Source organism: Pantoea sp. Lu_F5_004 (assembly GCF_051136245.1).
Taxonomy (GTDB): Bacteria; Pseudomonadota; Gammaproteobacteria; order Enterobacterales; family Enterobacteriaceae; genus Pantoea; species Pantoea agglomerans.
This window is the reverse complement of record NZ_CP194946.1, coordinates 1-16,113: the sequence shown is the minus strand read 5'-3', so window position 1 is coordinate 16,113 and position 16,113 is coordinate 1. Positions and strand designations below refer to the sequence as shown.

Annotated in this window: 15 protein-coding genes; 7 read left to right on the top strand and 8 right to left on the bottom strand. The window is 56.9% G+C overall.

Annotation, left to right across the window (positions count from 1 at the left end; genetic code table 11):
* Nucleotides 1–83: 83 nt before the first annotated feature.
* The 6 genes from ACR8BN_RS00075 to ACR8BN_RS00050 are packed head-to-tail and all read left to right on the top strand — an operon-like array spanning nucleotide 84 to nucleotide 5,806.
* Entirely contained in the window at nucleotides 84–1,550 is a 1,467-nt protein-coding gene (locus tag ACR8BN_RS00075) for a hypothetical protein (RefSeq protein WP_143790279.1), read from the top strand.
* A 17-nt stretch (nucleotides 1,551–1,567) separates the two neighbouring features.
* Nucleotides 1,568–2,842 (top strand): ATP-grasp domain-containing protein, encoded by a 1,275-nt coding sequence (locus ACR8BN_RS00070; RefSeq protein WP_434747228.1) that lies wholly within the window; start codon nucleotides 1,568–1,570, stop codon nucleotides 2,840–2,842.
* Nucleotides 2,830–3,537 carry a class II glutamine amidotransferase gene (locus tag ACR8BN_RS00065; protein ID WP_031591025.1) on the top strand — a complete coding sequence of 236 codons (708 nt, stop codon included), beginning with the start codon at nucleotides 2,830–2,832 and terminating at the stop codon, nucleotides 3,535–3,537. Before ACR8BN_RS00070 ends, ACR8BN_RS00065 begins: the two co-directional genes overlap by 13 nt.
* Nucleotides 3,538–3,542: 5 nt before the next feature.
* Nucleotides 3,543–4,343 carry a 2OG-Fe(II)-dependent halogenase WelO5 family protein gene (locus ACR8BN_RS00060; protein ID WP_235764683.1) on the top strand — a complete coding sequence of 267 codons (801 nt, stop codon included), beginning with the start codon at nucleotides 3,543–3,545 and terminating at the stop codon, nucleotides 4,341–4,343.
* A 29-nt stretch (nucleotides 4,344–4,372) separates the two neighbouring features.
* Nucleotides 4,373–4,873, top strand: a complete 501-nt coding sequence (locus ACR8BN_RS00055) for a YbaK/EbsC family protein (protein ID WP_163658226.1) — start codon at nucleotides 4,373–4,375, stop codon at nucleotides 4,871–4,873.
* A 21-nt stretch (nucleotides 4,874–4,894) separates the two neighbouring features.
* Entirely contained in the window at nucleotides 4,895–5,806 is a 912-nt protein-coding gene (locus ACR8BN_RS00050) for an EamA family transporter (RefSeq protein ID WP_031591030.1), read from the top strand.
* 62 nt (nucleotides 5,807–5,868) lie between these two features.
* Here ACR8BN_RS00050 and ibpA read toward each other — a convergent pair whose 3' ends face one another.
* Entirely contained in the window at nucleotides 5,869–6,285 is a 417-nt protein-coding gene (gene ibpA / locus ACR8BN_RS00045; protein WP_010258920.1) for a small heat shock chaperone IbpA, read from the bottom strand.
* 290 nt (nucleotides 6,286–6,575) lie between these two features.
* On the opposite strand from ibpA, the gene ACR8BN_RS00040 reads away from it, so the two are divergent.
* Nucleotides 6,576–6,944, top strand: coding sequence for a YceK/YidQ family lipoprotein (locus ACR8BN_RS00040; protein WP_223564587.1), 369 nt, complete (start codon nucleotides 6,576–6,578; stop codon nucleotides 6,942–6,944).
* On the opposite strand, the gene ACR8BN_RS00035 is transcribed toward ACR8BN_RS00040, so the two are convergent.
* The 7 genes from ACR8BN_RS00035 to dnaA all read right to left on the bottom strand — a co-directional run bounded on the left by ACR8BN_RS00035 (nucleotide 6,919) and on the right by dnaA (nucleotide 16,113).
* Nucleotides 6,919–8,178, bottom strand: a complete 1,260-nt coding sequence (locus ACR8BN_RS00035) for a DUF3748 domain-containing protein (protein ID WP_083070463.1) — start codon at nucleotides 8,176–8,178, stop codon at nucleotides 6,919–6,921. The two genes, ACR8BN_RS00040 and ACR8BN_RS00035, sit on opposite strands and share 26 nt — an antisense overlap.
* Before the next feature lie 115 nt (nucleotides 8,179–8,293).
* Nucleotides 8,294–9,103 carry a sugar-phosphatase gene (gene yidA, locus ACR8BN_RS00030; protein WP_010258924.1) on the bottom strand — a complete coding sequence of 270 codons (810 nt, stop codon included), beginning with the start codon at nucleotides 9,101–9,103 and terminating at the stop codon, nucleotides 8,294–8,296.
* A gap of 99 nt (nucleotides 9,104–9,202) precedes the next feature.
* Nucleotides 9,203–9,682 carry a YhcH/YjgK/YiaL family protein gene (locus ACR8BN_RS00025; RefSeq protein WP_031591036.1) on the bottom strand — a complete coding sequence of 160 codons (480 nt, stop codon included), beginning with the start codon at nucleotides 9,680–9,682 and terminating at the stop codon, nucleotides 9,203–9,205.
* 190 nt (nucleotides 9,683–9,872) lie between these two features.
* The gene (gene gyrB, locus ACR8BN_RS00020; RefSeq protein WP_031591038.1) at nucleotides 9,873–12,281 is read right to left on the bottom strand and encodes a DNA topoisomerase (ATP-hydrolyzing) subunit B; all 2,409 of its coding nucleotides are present in this window, start codon (nucleotides 12,279–12,281) and stop codon (nucleotides 9,873–9,875) included.
* 18 nt (nucleotides 12,282–12,299) lie between these two features.
* The gene (recF, locus tag ACR8BN_RS00015; RefSeq protein ID WP_434747227.1) at nucleotides 12,300–13,385 is read right to left on the bottom strand and encodes a DNA replication/repair protein RecF; all 1,086 of its coding nucleotides are present in this window, start codon (nucleotides 13,383–13,385) and stop codon (nucleotides 12,300–12,302) included.
* Nucleotides 13,386–13,592: 207 nt separating this feature from the next.
* Complete coding sequence (dnaN, locus tag ACR8BN_RS00010; protein ID WP_010258930.1) at nucleotides 13,593–14,693, bottom strand: DNA polymerase III subunit beta; 1,101 nt, start codon at nucleotides 14,691–14,693, stop codon at nucleotides 13,593–13,595.
* 4 nt (nucleotides 14,694–14,697) lie between these two features.
* Nucleotides 14,698–16,113 (bottom strand): chromosomal replication initiator protein DnaA, encoded by a 1,416-nt coding sequence (gene dnaA, locus ACR8BN_RS00005; RefSeq protein WP_031591042.1) that lies wholly within the window; start codon nucleotides 16,111–16,113, stop codon nucleotides 14,698–14,700.

The following is a 16,113-nucleotide window of genomic DNA, read 5'->3' as shown; positions in this document are numbered from 1 at the left end:
AACGCTAAACGGCCCGCAGACCCCGTCAGCCGCCGGGCTTCAGACCATAAAGTGATTCTGTTCACCTGAGGAAAACGTGAGAAATGAATAATCTGCCCGCCATGATGAAGGAGATGGAAGCGTATCTGTCACCCGCCATCATTGAGTCCGCTCAGCGCTGCTCTCTTCGCCTGCTGGCAGCGTTGCCGGATCAGCAGCAGCTGGAGAATAACCGTGTGCTGCTCGCCTATGGCGGGGGAAAAGACAGCAGCTACATGGTGGCTTACGTGCGTTACATTCAGGGGCTGATCTGGCAGCAGCAGGGCAGCACCTTTCATCTGCGGATCAGCACCAACCGCCATGCGGCGATGAATCAGAGCGTCATGGAGAATATTCACCGCGTTTATCAGTCGCTGGCGATGCATGACGATGAACGGGTGGAGTGTCTGGTAGTGGATGGCCTGCTTATCCGGCCGTTTGACCGCGACCTGCCGATGCCGGAGAGCGTGCGGCAGCAGAACCGTAATGACGTGCTGATGAATGGCCACCGGTTTCGCGCCGACGCGCGCTCGACCTTCTGCAATGCCTGTAATCTCAGCATGGTGAACTCCTTTGGCCTGGCGGCAGACTACAACGGTGGCGTGGATCTGATTATCACCGGCGACTCGCCACAGGAGCAGGCCGCCTATGTCGCCTGGGCGCGGCACCTCTCACGGCTGTTTGATGCGCCGGTGGCGGATAAAAACCGGGGCTTCAGCGGGTTTCTGCAGACGCTGGATGGCGTGGCAGAGCGCTACTTCAGCGATGTTTATGGCGCCGATCAGCTGACGCCTGCGCACCGCATCACCCACCAGCTGGCGCGTAATCCACTGTTCTTCAACATCTATCAGGACACCGCCTATGAAGCGGGCGCGCACTGGGCACTGCTCAGCGAATTTATGCGCTTCCGTTTTGATGCGCTGATGTTCAGCTTCTCCGAGTCCGACTGCGGTAATCCGACACTAATGGCGCACCTGCGCGGATTGCGGGCAGAAACGCTGCTGCAGCGCCACTATGCCGAAGGGATCCGCGAATATGTGCGCTTTGCGCTGGGACTGATGGTGAAGAAAGATTTTCCACCCGCGCTAATCGATGAGATGGCGGCGCGCTATCAGGATGACGCCGCGATCCAGCAGCAGCGGCAGCGCGCGGCAGACTTTGCCATACAGGCGTTTGACCTCAGCGAAGATCAGCTGATCTGCATGATCTACTCCCCGTTCCTGGCGCAGGGAGAGCAGCTCGGACACTGGCTGATGCAGCAGCAGATTACGCTGGATGAGGCGGCCATCCGCGACCTGCTTGAGCAACGCAGCGAGGATAGCGCGCTGGCACAGCAGTTAACCCGGCTCTCCGGCATGACGCTGACGCAGATGCGGCACTGCTGGCAGAGCAAGCCGGTCAGTTCGCTGCTGGAGGGCAAAAGCGCCGATCCGCTGTCGCGCGTGCTGCGTTTTGATCCCCACAAAGCGGTGATTCAGGTCAATAACGGTGTGCTCAATGACATCGTGACAGAAATCATTTCCGGGCGTTAACCCGGTAAGGCGAGGCGATGAAAAAGATTTTTCTGCAAATTGGCGCCACCCGCGACGGGCAAAATCCTTACTGCGCAGTGGCGAAGCGCGACGGCTATTTTACCGTGCTGGCTGAAATGGGTGATTTCGTCGATTACCAGTCGTTAAGCCTGGCCCTGCCGTTTGATCTGATCATTCGCCTCGATCGCCCTGAGAATCCCTGGGAGGTGATGCAGGCCTATCTGCACGCCGGTTTACTGGCGCATCCGCTGGTGGTGCTGGCGGGCTTTGAAGCTTACAACGCCAGCGCCGGACGACTGCGCGAGATGCTGGCCGGGCCGGATGCGCCCGCTGCCTTTATTCCGCTGGATAAATATGCGCAGCGCATGGCGCTGAAGAAAGCCTGGCCGCGCTTCCCGCAGCCGGAGTTCCGCTTTTTCGCCTCGCCGCTCAGCATTCTGGATGCCGGAGAGGCGCTGATCTATCCCTGCGTTGTGAAGCCGGTGGATGGCGGCGGCGGCCTGGGCATCTGGCTGATTGAGCATGCCGATCAGCTGCATAGCGTGGTGAAACAGCTGGTACAGACCATGAACTACGGCGGCCGCGGCTTCAGCGGCTTTATTGTGGAAAGCGCCCTGATCGGCGATGAGTTTTCGTTGCAGGGCGTGGTGCATCAGGGACACCCCCAGGCGCTGACCTGCTGCCAGAAGGTGATTGAGCAGCACCGGGATGCTGAGGGCTGCGTCAGCTTTTATGAGTCGGGGCATGTGGCGATGGCGGCAGCGGCCCTGCCGGCCTCGTTCAGCAGCCTGATGACATTCTGTTGCGAAACCTTTGGCTACCGTCAGGGTGCATTTCATATCGATTTTATTGTGGTCAACGGCGTGCCGCATTTCCTGGAGATGGGGTTCCGGCTCTCCGGCATGGGCGTGGCGACGCTGGTGCAGGAGGCGACGGGCATCAACTGGGCGGAAGTCACCTTCCGGTTAGAAGTGGGCGGCGCGTTACCCGTCTTTGCCTTCACCACACCCGGTGCGGTCGGCCAGCTGCGGTTGCGGCAACCAGCGCAGCTGCAGGCTGCCGAACGCTGGATCGATCAGCATCAGCAGGGCGCACTGTTACCGCCACTCAGATTGCCTGCGTTACAGGTTTCGTCACGCTCCTCGCTCTATGCCGACCTGACGCGTCACGCGGGCATTCTGGCCACGTTCAGCCTGACGGCCACAGCGCGTGAGCCGATTATGACCACTTTTCAGCAGGTGATTGCCGCGCAGCCGGTGGCGGCCGGGAGAGATAAAGTATGTGCAGGATGATTCTGGCGCATGGCCGGTTCGACAGCGCAGAGATTCTGGAGGCGGCGCGCGCCATGAGCTGCGGTGAAAGCGCCGAACACGATGGCCCGATCAAATCACACCCTAACGGCTGGGGCTGTCTGTGGCTCGAAGAGGGCGAGATTCGTACCCTGCACGGCACCGGCGCGTTCGCAGAAGCGCTGCCGGGTATCGATGTGGATCGGCTGCGCAGCCGGTTTCTGGCGGTGCATGTGCGGCACGCCACGCTGAGTAAAAATCAGGGACTGGCGTTTTCTCATCCGCTGTGGCGCAACAGCGCCGGACATCAGTGGTACATGATGCATAACGGCTTTCTGCCGACGATTTACCGCCAGCTCGGTCTGGCGGAATCGCGCTTCGATTCAGAAGAGTATCTGCATTATCTGGTGGATCAGACCACGCCCGCCGATTTCACCCGCGACTATCTGCGCGCAAAGATGGCGCAGGTAGAGCCGGGCGGTAGCGCAGGCAATGCCATTTTCGTCACCCGTGACAAAGCCTGGGCATGGCAGTGGTATCCGCACGACACGCCCTGGCCCGACTATTTTACGATGCATTTTCAGCAACAGGATGGTTGCACGCTGATCGCCTCTGAACCCGTGGCAATACCAGGCAGCGCTGGCAACTGGCGGCGAATGAACAATCATGAACTCTATGAAATACCGTTTAGGGAGTGATAAACATGGCAATTTTCAATCAGTTCCGCGTGATTAATCCCAACATGTTTGTGGAATCGACCTGGCTGGATGACATCGTCACCGCACGGGTGCCGCTGCTGGTGCTGCGTAATTTCCTGACGCCAGAGGTGCGGGAAGCGGTGGTGACTGACCTGCAGAGCTGCCGGGAAAAGATCCGTGTCTCCCACTATCCCAATGGCGCGCTGACCACGCTCGGCCCCTATCTGGCGCGTCATACTGCGGCTCCCGATAACTACTTTACTGAGCTGCGCGATATCCAGCCAGCGTTGCCGCCATCGCTGAATACGCTGCGCGAACAGATTTACCGCTGGGTTCAGCATGCGCTGCGGCTGGAAAGCTTACGCATCGCCCACGAACCGGGTTGTGGAGACTACGCCGGTTCTATCGTGCGCTTTCATGCCAATGGCGTCGCGAACCCGCTGCATAACGACAATATCGTGCGCGACGCCGCAGAGACTTCGCTGGTGGTGACGCAAATCCTGCATCAGCTCAGCTGCGTGGTCTGCCTGCAGGAGTGCAACGCGGGTGGGGCACTGCGTATCCACAACAAAAAGTGGTCGCCGGAGGATGAGCAGTTCAAAACCGTCGGGGAGCTGGGTTATCGCAGTGGGGTGATCGAAAACAGCGAGATCTGCGAATTTTCACCACGCAGTGGCGATATCTATCTGTTTAATCCTGCGTTTTATCATGAGATCGATCGGGTCGAAGGCGATACCCGTATCACCATGGGCTTCTTTTTCGGGCTGACCGATAAAAAAATGAAACACGCTATCGCCTGGAGCTAAGCCGGGCTGTGCCAGAACAGGAGAAGGGAATGACGACGTTTGAAAAAATCACTGCGCTGCTGGATCAGCAGCAGGCCAGCTACCACGTGGTGCAACATGAAGCGATAGGGCAGACCGAACAGATCAGCCAGATACGCGGTAACCTGCTGGGCCAGGCGGCCAAAGCGATGGTGCTGGAAGTCAGCATGCCGGATGGTGCGCCATCGCGTCAGCTGCTGGCGATAGTGCCGGGCGACTGCCGGATCAATTTCAAAAGTGCGGCGCGCGCCATCGGCGGCAAAAAATCCTCTTTCGCCGCTCCGGAGCTGGCGCAGGCGCTGACGGGCTGTGTGATGGGCGCGGTGCCGCCGTTTAGTTTTGATGACCGGCTGGCGCTGCGGGTGGATACCCGGCTGCAACAGGTCGGAACGTTATGGTTTAACGCGGGCGAGCTGGATAAGTCGATCGCGCTGGCTGTAGATGATTATTTTCGCATCGTGGGTGAAGGCTGCTGTGCCGATATCGCGACCCCGATTGCGGTCACCGCCTGACGGCAGGACAAGGAGTTTCTGATGTCGGTAAAAGATATGCTGTTAGCGCTGTGCGTGGTGGTGGCGTGGGGCGTCAATTTTGTGGTGATCAAGCTGGGGCTACAGGGTATGCCGCCTTTTTTGCTCGCCGGGCTGCGTTTTACCCTGGTCGCCTTTCCCGCCATTTTCTTTGTGCGCCGCCCGCCGATTCCGCTGCGCTGGCTGGTGGTTTATGGCATGACCATCAGTTTTGGTCAGTTCGCCTTTCTGTTCCTGGCGATCAAGCTCGGCATGCCTGCCGGTCTGGCCTCACTGGTGCTGCAGGCGCAGGCATTCTTTACCCTGTTGCTGGGCGCGCTGTTGCTGGCGGAGAAGCTGCGCTGGAATCATATCGTCGGGATTATCATCGCTACGCTGGGGATGTTTTTGCTGGCGACGGCAGGCATGGAAGGGCAGACCAGCGCCGGTATTACGCTGACCACCATGATGCTGACGCTGTCGGCGGCGCTCTCATGGGGGCTGGGTAATATCACCAATAAGATTATTATGCGAAACCGTAGCGTACCGATCATGTCACTGGTGGTCTGGAGTGCGCTGGTGCCGATCGTTCCTTTCTTTGCCTGTTCGCTGCTGTTTGATGGTCAGGCCGCCATCGTTAACAGCCTGCTGCATATCGGCCTGCAGACCGTGCTGGCGCTGTTCTATCTGGCGTTTGTCGCCACCATTGTGGGTTACGCTATCTGGGGGAATCTGCTGAGTCGCTACGAAACCTGGCGCGTCGCGCCGCTGTCGCTGCTGGTGCCGGTGGTGGGGATTATTACCGCCGCGCTGGTGCTGGATGAGCATCTCTCCGGGCAGCAGATGCTGGGTGCGGTGGTGATTATACTGGGGCTGCTGGTCAATGTGTTTGGTGGCGTGCTGGGTCAGCGCTTAGCGATGCGAACGCAGTCGTAAGGACAAGTCCGCCTTCAGATATAAGGGCAAAAAAAACGCCGCTAACGCGGCGTTTGTCATGGTTACTTCAGAATCTCAATACGGCGTGGTTTCGCCTCTTCCGGCACCAGTCTTTCAAGATCGATGCTCAGCAGACCATTCTCGAGACGGGCATCGCGCACCACAATGTGGTCGGCGAGCTGGAATTTACGCTCGAAGTTACGCTCGGCGATACCCTGATACAGGTATTTACGCTCGGTCTGCTCTTCAGGATGGGCACCCCGCACGATCAGCACGTTATCGTGCGCCGTGATATCCAGTTCGCTCTGAGCAAAACCGGCCACCGCAATAGTAATGCGATAGTGATTTTCATCGACCAGTTCAACGTTATAGGGAGGATAGCCGCCATTGCTCTGATTCTGATTAGATTCGAGCAGGTTAAACAGGCGATCAAAACCGATAGCAGAGCGATAAAGTGGGGTGAGATCAAAATTACGCATATTAAGACTCCTGAATTTCAGCAAGTTTTGGCAACCTTCCACTACTGGACAGGCTGGATACGGCACCCCACTGTCCCTTGCGGCAACGGTGAGTGCGTCCGTAAACTAAAAATGGGTGCCACAAGACCATTTTCAAGAGGGCGAAATGCAATTTTTTTCGCCAAATTGTGGAAATGGCATACACTCAGGACTACTTTTGCCAGACCCAGACGGACTTCGCCCCAGAGTGTTGACGTTGTCTGGCAAGCAAACTCAGCCAGGCTTATGCCATGACTGAAGGGATGATGATGATGAAATTGATGAAGACCTTACCTCTGGCTGGAGTGGTGTGCTGCGCAATGGCAACAACCGGCTGTTCCAGCGTGATGTCTCACACAGGTGCGAGTCAGGGCTACTATCCAGGCACCCGTGCCAGTGCTGATATGCTGTCCGATGGTGATACCAGCTGGGCGCTGAAGCCGCTGGCGTTAATCGATCTTCCTTTCTCTGCCGTGCTGGATACGCTGCTGCTGCCGTGGGACTACTACCGCAGCGACAAAGATAAATCTCTCGACTCTCCACGTGAACGCATCCTGCAGAGCGAAAGGCTGGCGCATACGCAGGAAAGCCTGGCGCAGGCGCAGCCTATGCCTCCTATGCGGTCACTGCCGCAACCGTAAAGAGTTGCCGCCAGCCATTCACCTCACGCATATAAGCAATCTGTGTACCATCAGGTGACCAGACCACCGCGTCACCTGATGGCGCCTCTTCCGTTCTGCGGGTCAGACGCTGACACGCGCCGCTCTCAACGTCACATCGCATCACGCTGTTATCGCAGATAAAAGCGATCGCCTGGCCGTCAGGATGCCAGCTAAAGGCGGACTGAATGCTGTGGCTGAGTCGGGTGATCTGACGCGGTTCGCCGCCGTTGGGGGAGACCGTCCAGAGCTGGATCACCTCTGCGGCATCCGCCATCAGAAATGCTATCTGGCTGCCATCCGGTGCGGTGCGCAGCCAGTGGCGAGGTTGCAGAGCCACACCACGGCTGTGCGTCAGGCGACGCTGCTGCACGCCAGCCGGTGGCGCAGGTAGCTGCTGGCTGCTGCCCTCCAGCGGCATCTCTCCGGCGCGGGCGTAATCCTCCAGCGCATCAGGCAGATCAACAATAAAAACTTCAGGCCGTTTTTCACCCTGCGCCGTCAGCGTGTCGCCAATAAAGGCGATCGCCCAGCGCTGCCAGCTGCCGTCCGGCTTCTGGTAGCCACGCTCACCGACCCAGCACTCCTCACAGGCACGATTAATCTGGTCACTGCCTGGCAGCGGTTCCGCATGCGTCTGGCTCACCAGCAGGCAAAAAAAGGTGCCGTCATATTCGCGCGGATGCTGCTTTTCAGGCGTTACAGCGCAAAGGGGCACCGCGATGCCGACGTTGCGCAGATCGAGCCGGCTATCCAGTTCGTGCATCACGTGGTCATTGTAGGTAAAGCTCAGGCGAGAACCGTCGGGACTGAAGACATGTACATGCGAGCCGCCACGCAGCGCGCCAGGAGTAAACGGTGGCGTGATATCGCAGGCATCCAGATTCACCGCCGCACCGCTCTGAACGATCACCCCGCGCCTGTGGTGGAAGTCATACCGCCAGCTGGCATCGGGATGTTCCGGGCCATGAATGCAGACGTAGCGCGGTGGCAGATCGGGACTGACCGTGACGACGCCGACATGGGCACCATGCCGGGCCTGATAGAGCACCTCCACCTCACCGGTCATCACATTGACCCGCTCAATGGTCTGGCTGGTAAACGACGCGCCCGATGGACGAACGTCAAACGCCAGCCACTGACTGTCGGCAGTCCAGACATTAATATTGGTGAGCTGATGCTGACGGGCAGCAAAGGTGATCTGTTTTTCTGACATGATGAAACCCGCGGAGAAAGAGTTGCCCGACAAATTACGCGATTCTGTTTTGCGGTGCAGCTTTTTTGCCGGGTTAAGGGAGCCGGGCCGTAGTGGCCCGGCAGAGAACGGGCCGTTACAGCACTAACTCTTCGATGGCATGCGCGACGCCATCTTCCATATTGGTTTTGGTGATGAACTGAGCAATTTTCTTAACAGAGTCAATGGCATTCCCCATTGCGACACCCGTTCCTGCGTATTCAATCATCGCCAGGTCATTCTCCTGATCGCCAATCGCCATCACTTCTTCCTGCTTCAGGCCGAGCTTCTCAGCCAGCATTTTAACGCCCTGGCCTTTATTCACCCGACGATCGAGGATTTCGAGGTAATAAGGCGCGCTCTTCAGGATGGTGTAGGTCTGCTGAGCATGCCCGGGCAGGCGGGCAATCGCCGCGTCGAGCAGGGCGGGCCGGTCGATCATCATCAGTTTCGGGAAGCGCATGGCACGATCCATCTCCTCCACCGCGCGGTAGCGCACCGGAATGCCGGTCAGGCTCGCTTCATGGATGGTGTATTCGCTGATGTCTTTGTTAGGGGTATAGAGATGGGTTTTGTCGAATGCCTGGAAATGTACGCCAAGCTCACGTGCCAGGTTCTCGATGTAGAGGTAGTCGTCAAAGGTCAGCGTCACTTCCGCCACGCACTCACCATCTTCGGCCTGATGAACCAGCGCACCGTTGTTGCTGATCGCGTACTGGCCGGGCGTCTGCATATCCAGTTCCATGAGATAGCGCTGGATACCCACAAATGGCCGGCCGGTGGTCAGAACAATCGACACCCCTTGCTGACGGGCGCGATCCAGGGCGGATTTCACCGCCGGTGTGATCTCATGTTGCGGGTTGAGCAGGGTGCCATCCATGTCGATAGCGATCAATTTAATAGCCATAGAGTCCTCGTAGCGTCTGGGTTTTATTCAATGCTAGCGCGATTCAGCGCACATTGACCAGTTTCATGGCAGGCGAGAACGGCCAGCTGATAGCCAGCTTCAGGCGGTAAAGAGATCGCGGTGGATTTTAATCACGGCTTTTCGGATTGTTGCGGGTTCGCCAGGGGCGCAGCAGGGACGATGAATATCGTGCGGGAAAAAGAGCGCGAACATGCCGGGCATCAGCGTAATCACTGACTCATTCAATATCTTCTGATAAAAAACGACGTCTCGCTGCTGGGCAAAATCTTCGGTGATTTGCTGGTCGGGATGGGCGCGGGCCACGCCAATATTTTCGGTGCCTGCCAGCAGATACTGAATATCGATGTAGTTGAAGTGGGACTCCGCTTTGCGTGCGCTGGCCGGTTCGGTCATCATCTCCTGCACCAGACAGAACATTTTGTTGTCGGGCAGGATCTCATATTTGCCGGTTTCCAGCTGGCTGAAATCTGTGCTGGCAATCCAGCTTATCGCCTGATCGACCACCGGATGAAAGGCGTGACGTTCTCTGTCCCAGTCGTGACGATCGCAAACAATCATGGTGTAACTCCCTGTGTTGAATGGTGCGCGGTAAATGCGCAAAGAGGGGCAAGAGTAAGGGAGCTGACCGGGTTAAAACGTGATCGGGATCGCAGCCTGTGGGCAGCAGGACGCGGCCTGGCGGGTTTCCGCTCGTACGGCACAAAAAAAGGCCATCACCTGGGTGATGGCCTTTCATCTCTGATGCCGGTTAAATATCGATATTGGCGGCTTTCAGCGCATTTTCTTCGATGAAGGCGCGGCGCGGTTCGACCGCATCGCCCATCAGGGTCGTGAACAGCTGATCAGCGCCAATCGCATCTTTAATGGTGACGCGCAGCATACGACGGCTGTCTGGATCCATGGTGGTTTCCCACAGCTGCTCCGGGTTCATCTCGCCCAGACCTTTGTAACGCTGGACCGAGAGGCCGCGACGCGACTCTTTAATCAGCCACTCAATCGCCTGTTCGAAGCTTGCCACTGGCTGACGACGCTCGCCACGCTCGATGTAAGCATCTTCTTCCAGCAGACCACGCAGTTTGCCGCCCAGGGCGCAGATTTTGCGGTACTCAGGACCCTGAATGAAATCAGCATCCAGCGGATAGTCAGTATCTACACCGTGGGTACGGACGCGCAGTACCGGCTCGAACAGGTTTGATTCGCGGTTTTCACGCACCTGTGCCAGATAGGTGCTGCCATGCGCTTCGCGTTCAGTCAGATAGCTCACCAGACCATTCAGCCAGGTTGTAACCTCCGCTTCATTGCTCAGGTCGCTCAGCGTGTCGTGATAAATCATCGCACGCAGCATGGCCATCGGATAACGGCGCTCCATACGCTTGATCATCTTCTGGGTGCTGTTGAAGTCAGTGACCAGCGTCTCCAGCGGCTCACCGCCCAGCGCCGGCGCGCTGGCATTGGTGTGCAGCGTCGCACCATCAAGGGCGATAGCGATCTGGTATTGATCCATCGCTTCATCATCCTTGATGTACTGCTCCTGCTTGCCTTTCTTCACTTTGTAGAGTGGCGGCTGGGCGATATAAACATGGCCGCGCTCAATGATTTCAGGCATCTGACGATAGAAGAAGGTCAGCAGCAGGGTACGGATGTGCGAACCATCGACGTCGGCATCGGTCATGATGATGATGCTGTGATAGCGCAGCTTGTCCGGGTTGTACTCGTCGCGACCAATACCGCAGCCCAGCGCGGTGATCAGCGTGGCCACTTCCTGGGAGGCGAGCATCTTATCGAAACGCGCTTTTTCAACGTTAAGAATCTTACCTTTCAGCGGCAGAATCGCCTGGTTTTTACGGTTACGGCCCTGTTTGGCCGAGCCGCCTGCGGAGTCACCCTCCACCAGGTAGATTTCAGACAGCGCCGGGTCGCGCTCCTGGCAATCCGCCAGTTTGCCTGGCAGACCCGCCAGGTCCAGCGCGCCTTTACGGCGGGTCATTTCACGGGCACGGCGTGCCGCTTCACGGGCACGGGCGGCGTCGATGATTTTGCCGACTACAATTTTGGCGTCTGATGGGTTTTCCAGCAGGTATTCAGCCAGCAGTTCATTCATCTGCTGCTCAACCGCTGTTTTCACCTCGGAGGAGACCAGTTTATCTTTGGTCTGCGAGGAGAATTTAGGATCCGGCACTTTCACCGAAACCACAGCGATCAGACCTTCACGGGCATCATCACCGGTGGCGCTGACTTTAGCCTTCTTACTGTAACCCTCTTTTTCCATATAGGCATTGAGGGTACGGGTCATCGCTGAACGGAAACCGGCGAGGTGTGTACCGCCATCGCGCTGTGGGATGTTGTTGGTAAAGCAGTAGATATTTTCCTGGAAGCCGTCGTTCCACTGCAGCGCCACTTCCACACCAATGCCATCTTTCTCGGTAGAGAAATAGAATACGGTAGGGTGAATCGGGGTTTTGTTTTTGTTGAGGTACTCAACAAACGCCCGGATACCGCCTTCATAGTGGAAGTGATCGCTTTTGCCATCACGCTTATCATCCAGACGAATCGACACGCCGGAGTTCAGGAATGAGAGTTCACGCAGGCGTTTCGCCAGGATGTCATACTCAAAATCGCGCACGTTGGTAAAGGTTTCGTGGCTCGGCCAGAAACGCACACGGGTCCCGGTAATGTCGGTCTCACCCGTCACCGCCAGCGGTGCCTGCGGTACGCCATGGACGTAAATCTGCTGATGCACTTTGCCTTCGCGACGAATGGTCAGCTCCAGCTTCTGCGAGAGGGCGTTAACCACGGAGACGCCCACGCCGTGCAGGCCGCCGGAGACTTTATAGGAGTTATCATCGAACTTACCACCAGCATGCAGCACGGTCATGATCACTTCAGCGGCAGAGATGCCCTCTTCTTCGTGAATACCGGTAGGAATGCCGCGTCCATCATCCTGCACCGATACGGAGTTATCGGCATGGATGGTGACCACAATGTCACTACAGTGACCAGCGAGCGCTTCGTCGATTGCGTTATCCACGACCTCGAATACCATGTGATGCAGACCGGTACCGTCATCGGTATCGCCGATATACATGCCCGGGCGTTTGCGTACTGCATCAAGTCCTTTCAGGACTTTAATACTTGAGGAGTCATAAGAATTCGACATCAACGTTTCTCGCTCATTTTAATCTTCAGGTTGAACCGCTATTTTACCCTGTTCCACGCGGAACATCTTGCCCTTTTCGTCGGTCATGTCGATTACATGTCCGGCAGAAATTGCGCTGACAAACACCTGAGCCTGAGTGGCTTTTAACCGTTCCGCCAACAGGCGTCGGCAGCTCTCATCCAGCTCAGAAGCAAAGTCATCAATGAGGTAAATACAGCGGCGTCCGCTCTGGCTTGTCAGGAACTCGCCCTGTGCCAGACGCAATGCACACATCAGCAGTTTTAACTGCCCGCGTGAGAGTAAATCTTCTACCGGCGTCCCTTCAGCCCGAATACGAAAATCCGCTTTATGGGGGCCGCTGGCGGTATAGGTCAGCGCGCGATCGCGCTCGAAGTTACGTTCCAGCAGTTCGGCGTAGTCGCTCTCTTTGTCCCAGCCACGCTGGAATGAGAAGCGCAGCTCAAATTCCGGCAGAAACTGGCCACAGGTGGCGGTGATTTCCGCGGAAATCGCCGCACTGTATTCCGCCCGCCACTGGCTGATCTGTTCAGCCAGCGGGACCAGCTCCTGATCCCAGGGACGAATCTGGCTGTATCGTGAGACCTGGCGCAGCGCCGCGTTCCGCTGTTTAAGCAGGCGGCGCATGTTGTTCCAGGCGTTAAAAAAGCCGGGGGTGTTATGAAAGCAGCCCCAGTCGACATAGGCTCTGCGATATTTGGGGCCGCCATTCAGCAAACTAAAGCCTTCAGGGGTGATTAACTGCATCGGCAACAGCTGCGCCAGCTCCGCGACCTTGTGACCATCGCTGCCATCAATGCGCACTTTGCTGTCACCGGCCCGGTTTTTGGTCAGCCCGACTGAAATTTCCCGCTCTTTGTTTTCCAGACGTCCATGCAGCACAAACGCCGCCTCATCGTGACGAATCACGCGCCCCGCCTGCAGGCTGCGAAACGAACGGCCATGCCCCAGAGTATGAATCGCTTCTAAAACGCTGGTTTTACCACTGCCGTTGGCACCCACCAGGAAATTAAAGCCGGGTGCCAGCTGCAGGTCAGCCTGCTCAATATTACGAAAATCTTTGATAAGAAGGCGGGTTAAAGCCATGAATCAGTCCAGCGTGAAGGGCAATGATCGGGATGAAATGGTTTTGCCTTGTAAAAATTCAGGTCTTACCTTTAACAATCCAGGGCGTCGACGGCGAAGCAAGTTTGCGCACGGCCAGCGCACAGGCCCTGGGAGCATACTGAAGTATGTGACCAGGGACGAGCACTGCCCGGGCGCAAAATGGCGAGTAAGTTAGCCCGGCACAGACTATAGACGCATGGGCATGACGACATAGGCCGCTGCCGGGCTCGCCACATCCTCAATCTGCACGCTCGACACCGAATCGGTCAGCAGTAGACGGACGTTTTCGCACTTCAGCGCGTTCAGCACATCCAGCACGTAACTGACGTTGAAGCCAATCTCCAGTTCCGTGCCGTTGTAGCTGACATCCAGCATCTCTTCCGCTTCTTCCTGTTCAGGGTTATTGGCGGTGATCTTCAGCTGATTTTCGGTGATATAGAGGCGAACACCGCGGAACTTCTCGTTAGAGAGGATAGCGGCGCGGGCAAAGGCCTGTTTGAGCAGATCGCAGCCCGCTTCCAGTGCTTTGTCCGGATTCTTCGGCAATACGCGACGATAATCGGGGAAACGGCCATCAACCAGCTTAGAGGTAAAGATGTAGTCGCCGACATGCGCACGGATATTGCTGCCGCCAATCTGAACCTGCAGCGGGGTATCGCCGCCATCCAGCAGACGCAGCAGTTCAATCACGCCTTTACGCGGCACAATCACCGAATGACTCGGCAGCGCCTGACCAATCGGCATGGAGCAGACAGCCAGACGGTGACCGTCAGTGGCCACGGTGCGCAGCTCTTCCCCTTCGGTTTCGAACATCATGCCGTTGAGGTAGTAACGCACATCCTGATGCGCCATCGAAAATTGGGTCGCTTCAATCAGCCGTTTCAGCGTTGCCTGCGGCAGGGTAAATTCAACTTCACTCTGCCAGTCGTCAAGATTCGGGAAGTCACTGGCGGGCAGGGTCGACAGCGAAAAACGGCTGCGGCCAGAGCGCACCAGCATGCGATCGCCTTCCAGTGCCAGAGTAATTTCTGCGCCATCCGGCAACCCGCGACAGATATCGAGGAATTTACGCGCCGGAACGGTGGTGGATCCAGGCTCATGTGCCTGAGTCAGCGCCACGCGTGCGACCATCTCCATTTCCAGATCGGTACCGGTCAGCAACAGCGAACCTTCAGTTACCTGCAGCAGCAGGTTTCCGAGGATCGGCAGCGTCGGACGACCACCCAGGGGGCCACTTACTTGTTGCAGCGGCTTCAGCAGCTGCTCACGTTCAACAATAAATTTCATAGCGTCAGGAAGATAATGTTCTGATGAGATTAGAGAAATCTTCTTTGATATCGTGGCTCTCTTCACGCAGCTGCTCAATCTTGCGGCAGGCATGAAGCACCGTCGTATGGTCGCGACCCCCAAAAGCATCGCCAATTTCTGGCAAGCTATGGTTGGTTAACTCTTTCGCCATCGCCATCGCCATCTGGCGCGGACGTGCCACCGAGCGCGAACGGCGCTTGGAAAGCAGATCCGCCACCTTAATTTTGTAGTACTCAGCCACGGTCTTCTGAATATTATCGATGGTGACCAGCTTTTCCTGCAGCGCCAGCAGATCGCGCAGCGCTTCGCGCACGAAGTCGATGGTAATCGCCCGGCCAGTAAAGTTGGCATTGGCGATCACGCGATTCAGCGCGCCTTCCAGCTCACGCACGTTAGAGCGTAACCGCTTGGCAATAAAGAAGGCGACTTCACCCGGCAGACGGATGTCGTTCTCATCCGCTTTTTTCATCAGGATCGCCACACGCGTTTCCAGCTCAGGCGGCTCGATCGCCACCGTTAAACCCCAGCCGAAACGTGATTTAAGACGATCTTCCACCCCGTTGATCTCTTTTGGATAGCGATCTGAGGTGAGGATGATCTGCTGGTTGCCCTCTAATAAGGCATTAAAGGTGTGGAAGAACTCTTCCTGCGATCGCTCTTTATTAGCAAAGAACTGAATGTCATCGATCAGCAGCGCATCTACCGAACGGTAGTAGCGTTTGAACTCTTCAATCGCATTGTTCTGCAGTGCTTTAACCATGTCCTGTACGAAGCGCTCGGAGTGCATATAAACCACTTTTGCATTGGGTTTACGGGCAATGATGCCGTTGCCCACCGCATGCAACAGGTGCGTTTTACCGAGACCGGTGCCGCCATACAGAAAAAGCGGGTTATAAGCGCCGCCTGGATTATCCGCCACCTGACGTGCCGCCGCGCGCGCCAGCTGGTTAGATTTACCCTCGACGAAGTTATCGAAGTTATGACGGTTGTTCACATTTGAGCGATAGGTGACGTCGGCCGGAGCCGGGACATTATCCCAGCTGGGACGCATGATCTGCGTCGGGGCCGGACGAATATGGCTCTGTACGGGCATCACGGGCGCGCTGACGCTGGCCATTACGGGCTGGCTGACCGCTGCCGCCTGCTGCTGAACCGGGCGCGTTCCCACTTCAAAACGCAGGGCGGGCACGTTTGGACCGCAGAATTCATTCAGCAGTGCATTGATACTATTAAGGTATTTGTCCCGAACCCAGTCGAGTACGAAGCGATTTGGAGCATACAAGGCAAGCGTATTGTCGTTTAACTCAGCCTGTAGTGGACGGATCCACATGCTGAATTCGGTGGCAGGAAGCTCATCCTGCAAACGGGCAAGACACTGTTGCCAAAGCGTAAGTGACAC

Excerpts from the sequence above, each read along its gene's own strand:
- ACR8BN_RS00075 (WP_143790279.1), top strand. The coding sequence starts at position 84 with ATGAATAATCTGCCCGCCATGATGAAGGAGATGGAAGCGTATCTGTCA.
- ACR8BN_RS00070 (WP_434747228.1), top strand. The coding sequence starts at position 1,568 with ATGAAAAAGATTTTTCTGCAAATTGGCGCCACCCGCGACGGGCAAAAT.
- ACR8BN_RS00065 (WP_031591025.1), top strand. The coding sequence starts at position 2,830 with ATGTGCAGGATGATTCTGGCGCATGGCCGGTTCGACAGCGCAGAGATT.
- ACR8BN_RS00060 (WP_235764683.1), top strand. The coding sequence starts at position 3,543 with ATGGCAATTTTCAATCAGTTCCGCGTGATTAATCCCAACATGTTTGTG.
- ACR8BN_RS00055 (WP_163658226.1), top strand. The coding sequence starts at position 4,373 with ATGACGACGTTTGAAAAAATCACTGCGCTGCTGGATCAGCAGCAGGCC.
- ACR8BN_RS00050 (WP_031591030.1), top strand. The coding sequence starts at position 4,895 with ATGTCGGTAAAAGATATGCTGTTAGCGCTGTGCGTGGTGGTGGCGTGG.
- ibpA (WP_010258920.1), bottom strand. The coding sequence starts at position 6,285 with ATGCGTAATTTTGATCTCACCCCACTTTATCGCTCTGCTATCGGTTTT.
- ACR8BN_RS00040 (WP_223564587.1), top strand. The coding sequence starts at position 6,576 with ATGAAATTGATGAAGACCTTACCTCTGGCTGGAGTGGTGTGCTGCGCA.
- ACR8BN_RS00035 (WP_083070463.1), bottom strand. The coding sequence starts at position 8,178 with ATGTCAGAAAAACAGATCACCTTTGCTGCCCGTCAGCATCAGCTCACC.
- yidA (WP_010258924.1), bottom strand. The coding sequence starts at position 9,103 with ATGGCTATTAAATTGATCGCTATCGACATGGATGGCACCCTGCTCAAC.
- ACR8BN_RS00025 (WP_031591036.1), bottom strand. The coding sequence starts at position 9,682 with ATGATTGTTTGCGATCGTCACGACTGGGACAGAGAACGTCACGCCTTT.
- gyrB (WP_031591038.1), bottom strand. The coding sequence starts at position 12,281 with ATGTCGAATTCTTATGACTCCTCAAGTATTAAAGTCCTGAAAGGACTT.
- recF (WP_434747227.1), bottom strand. The coding sequence starts at position 13,385 with ATGGCTTTAACCCGCCTTCTTATCAAAGATTTTCGTAATATTGAGCAG.
- dnaN (WP_010258930.1), bottom strand. The coding sequence starts at position 14,693 with ATGAAATTTATTGTTGAACGTGAGCAGCTGCTGAAGCCGCTGCAACAA.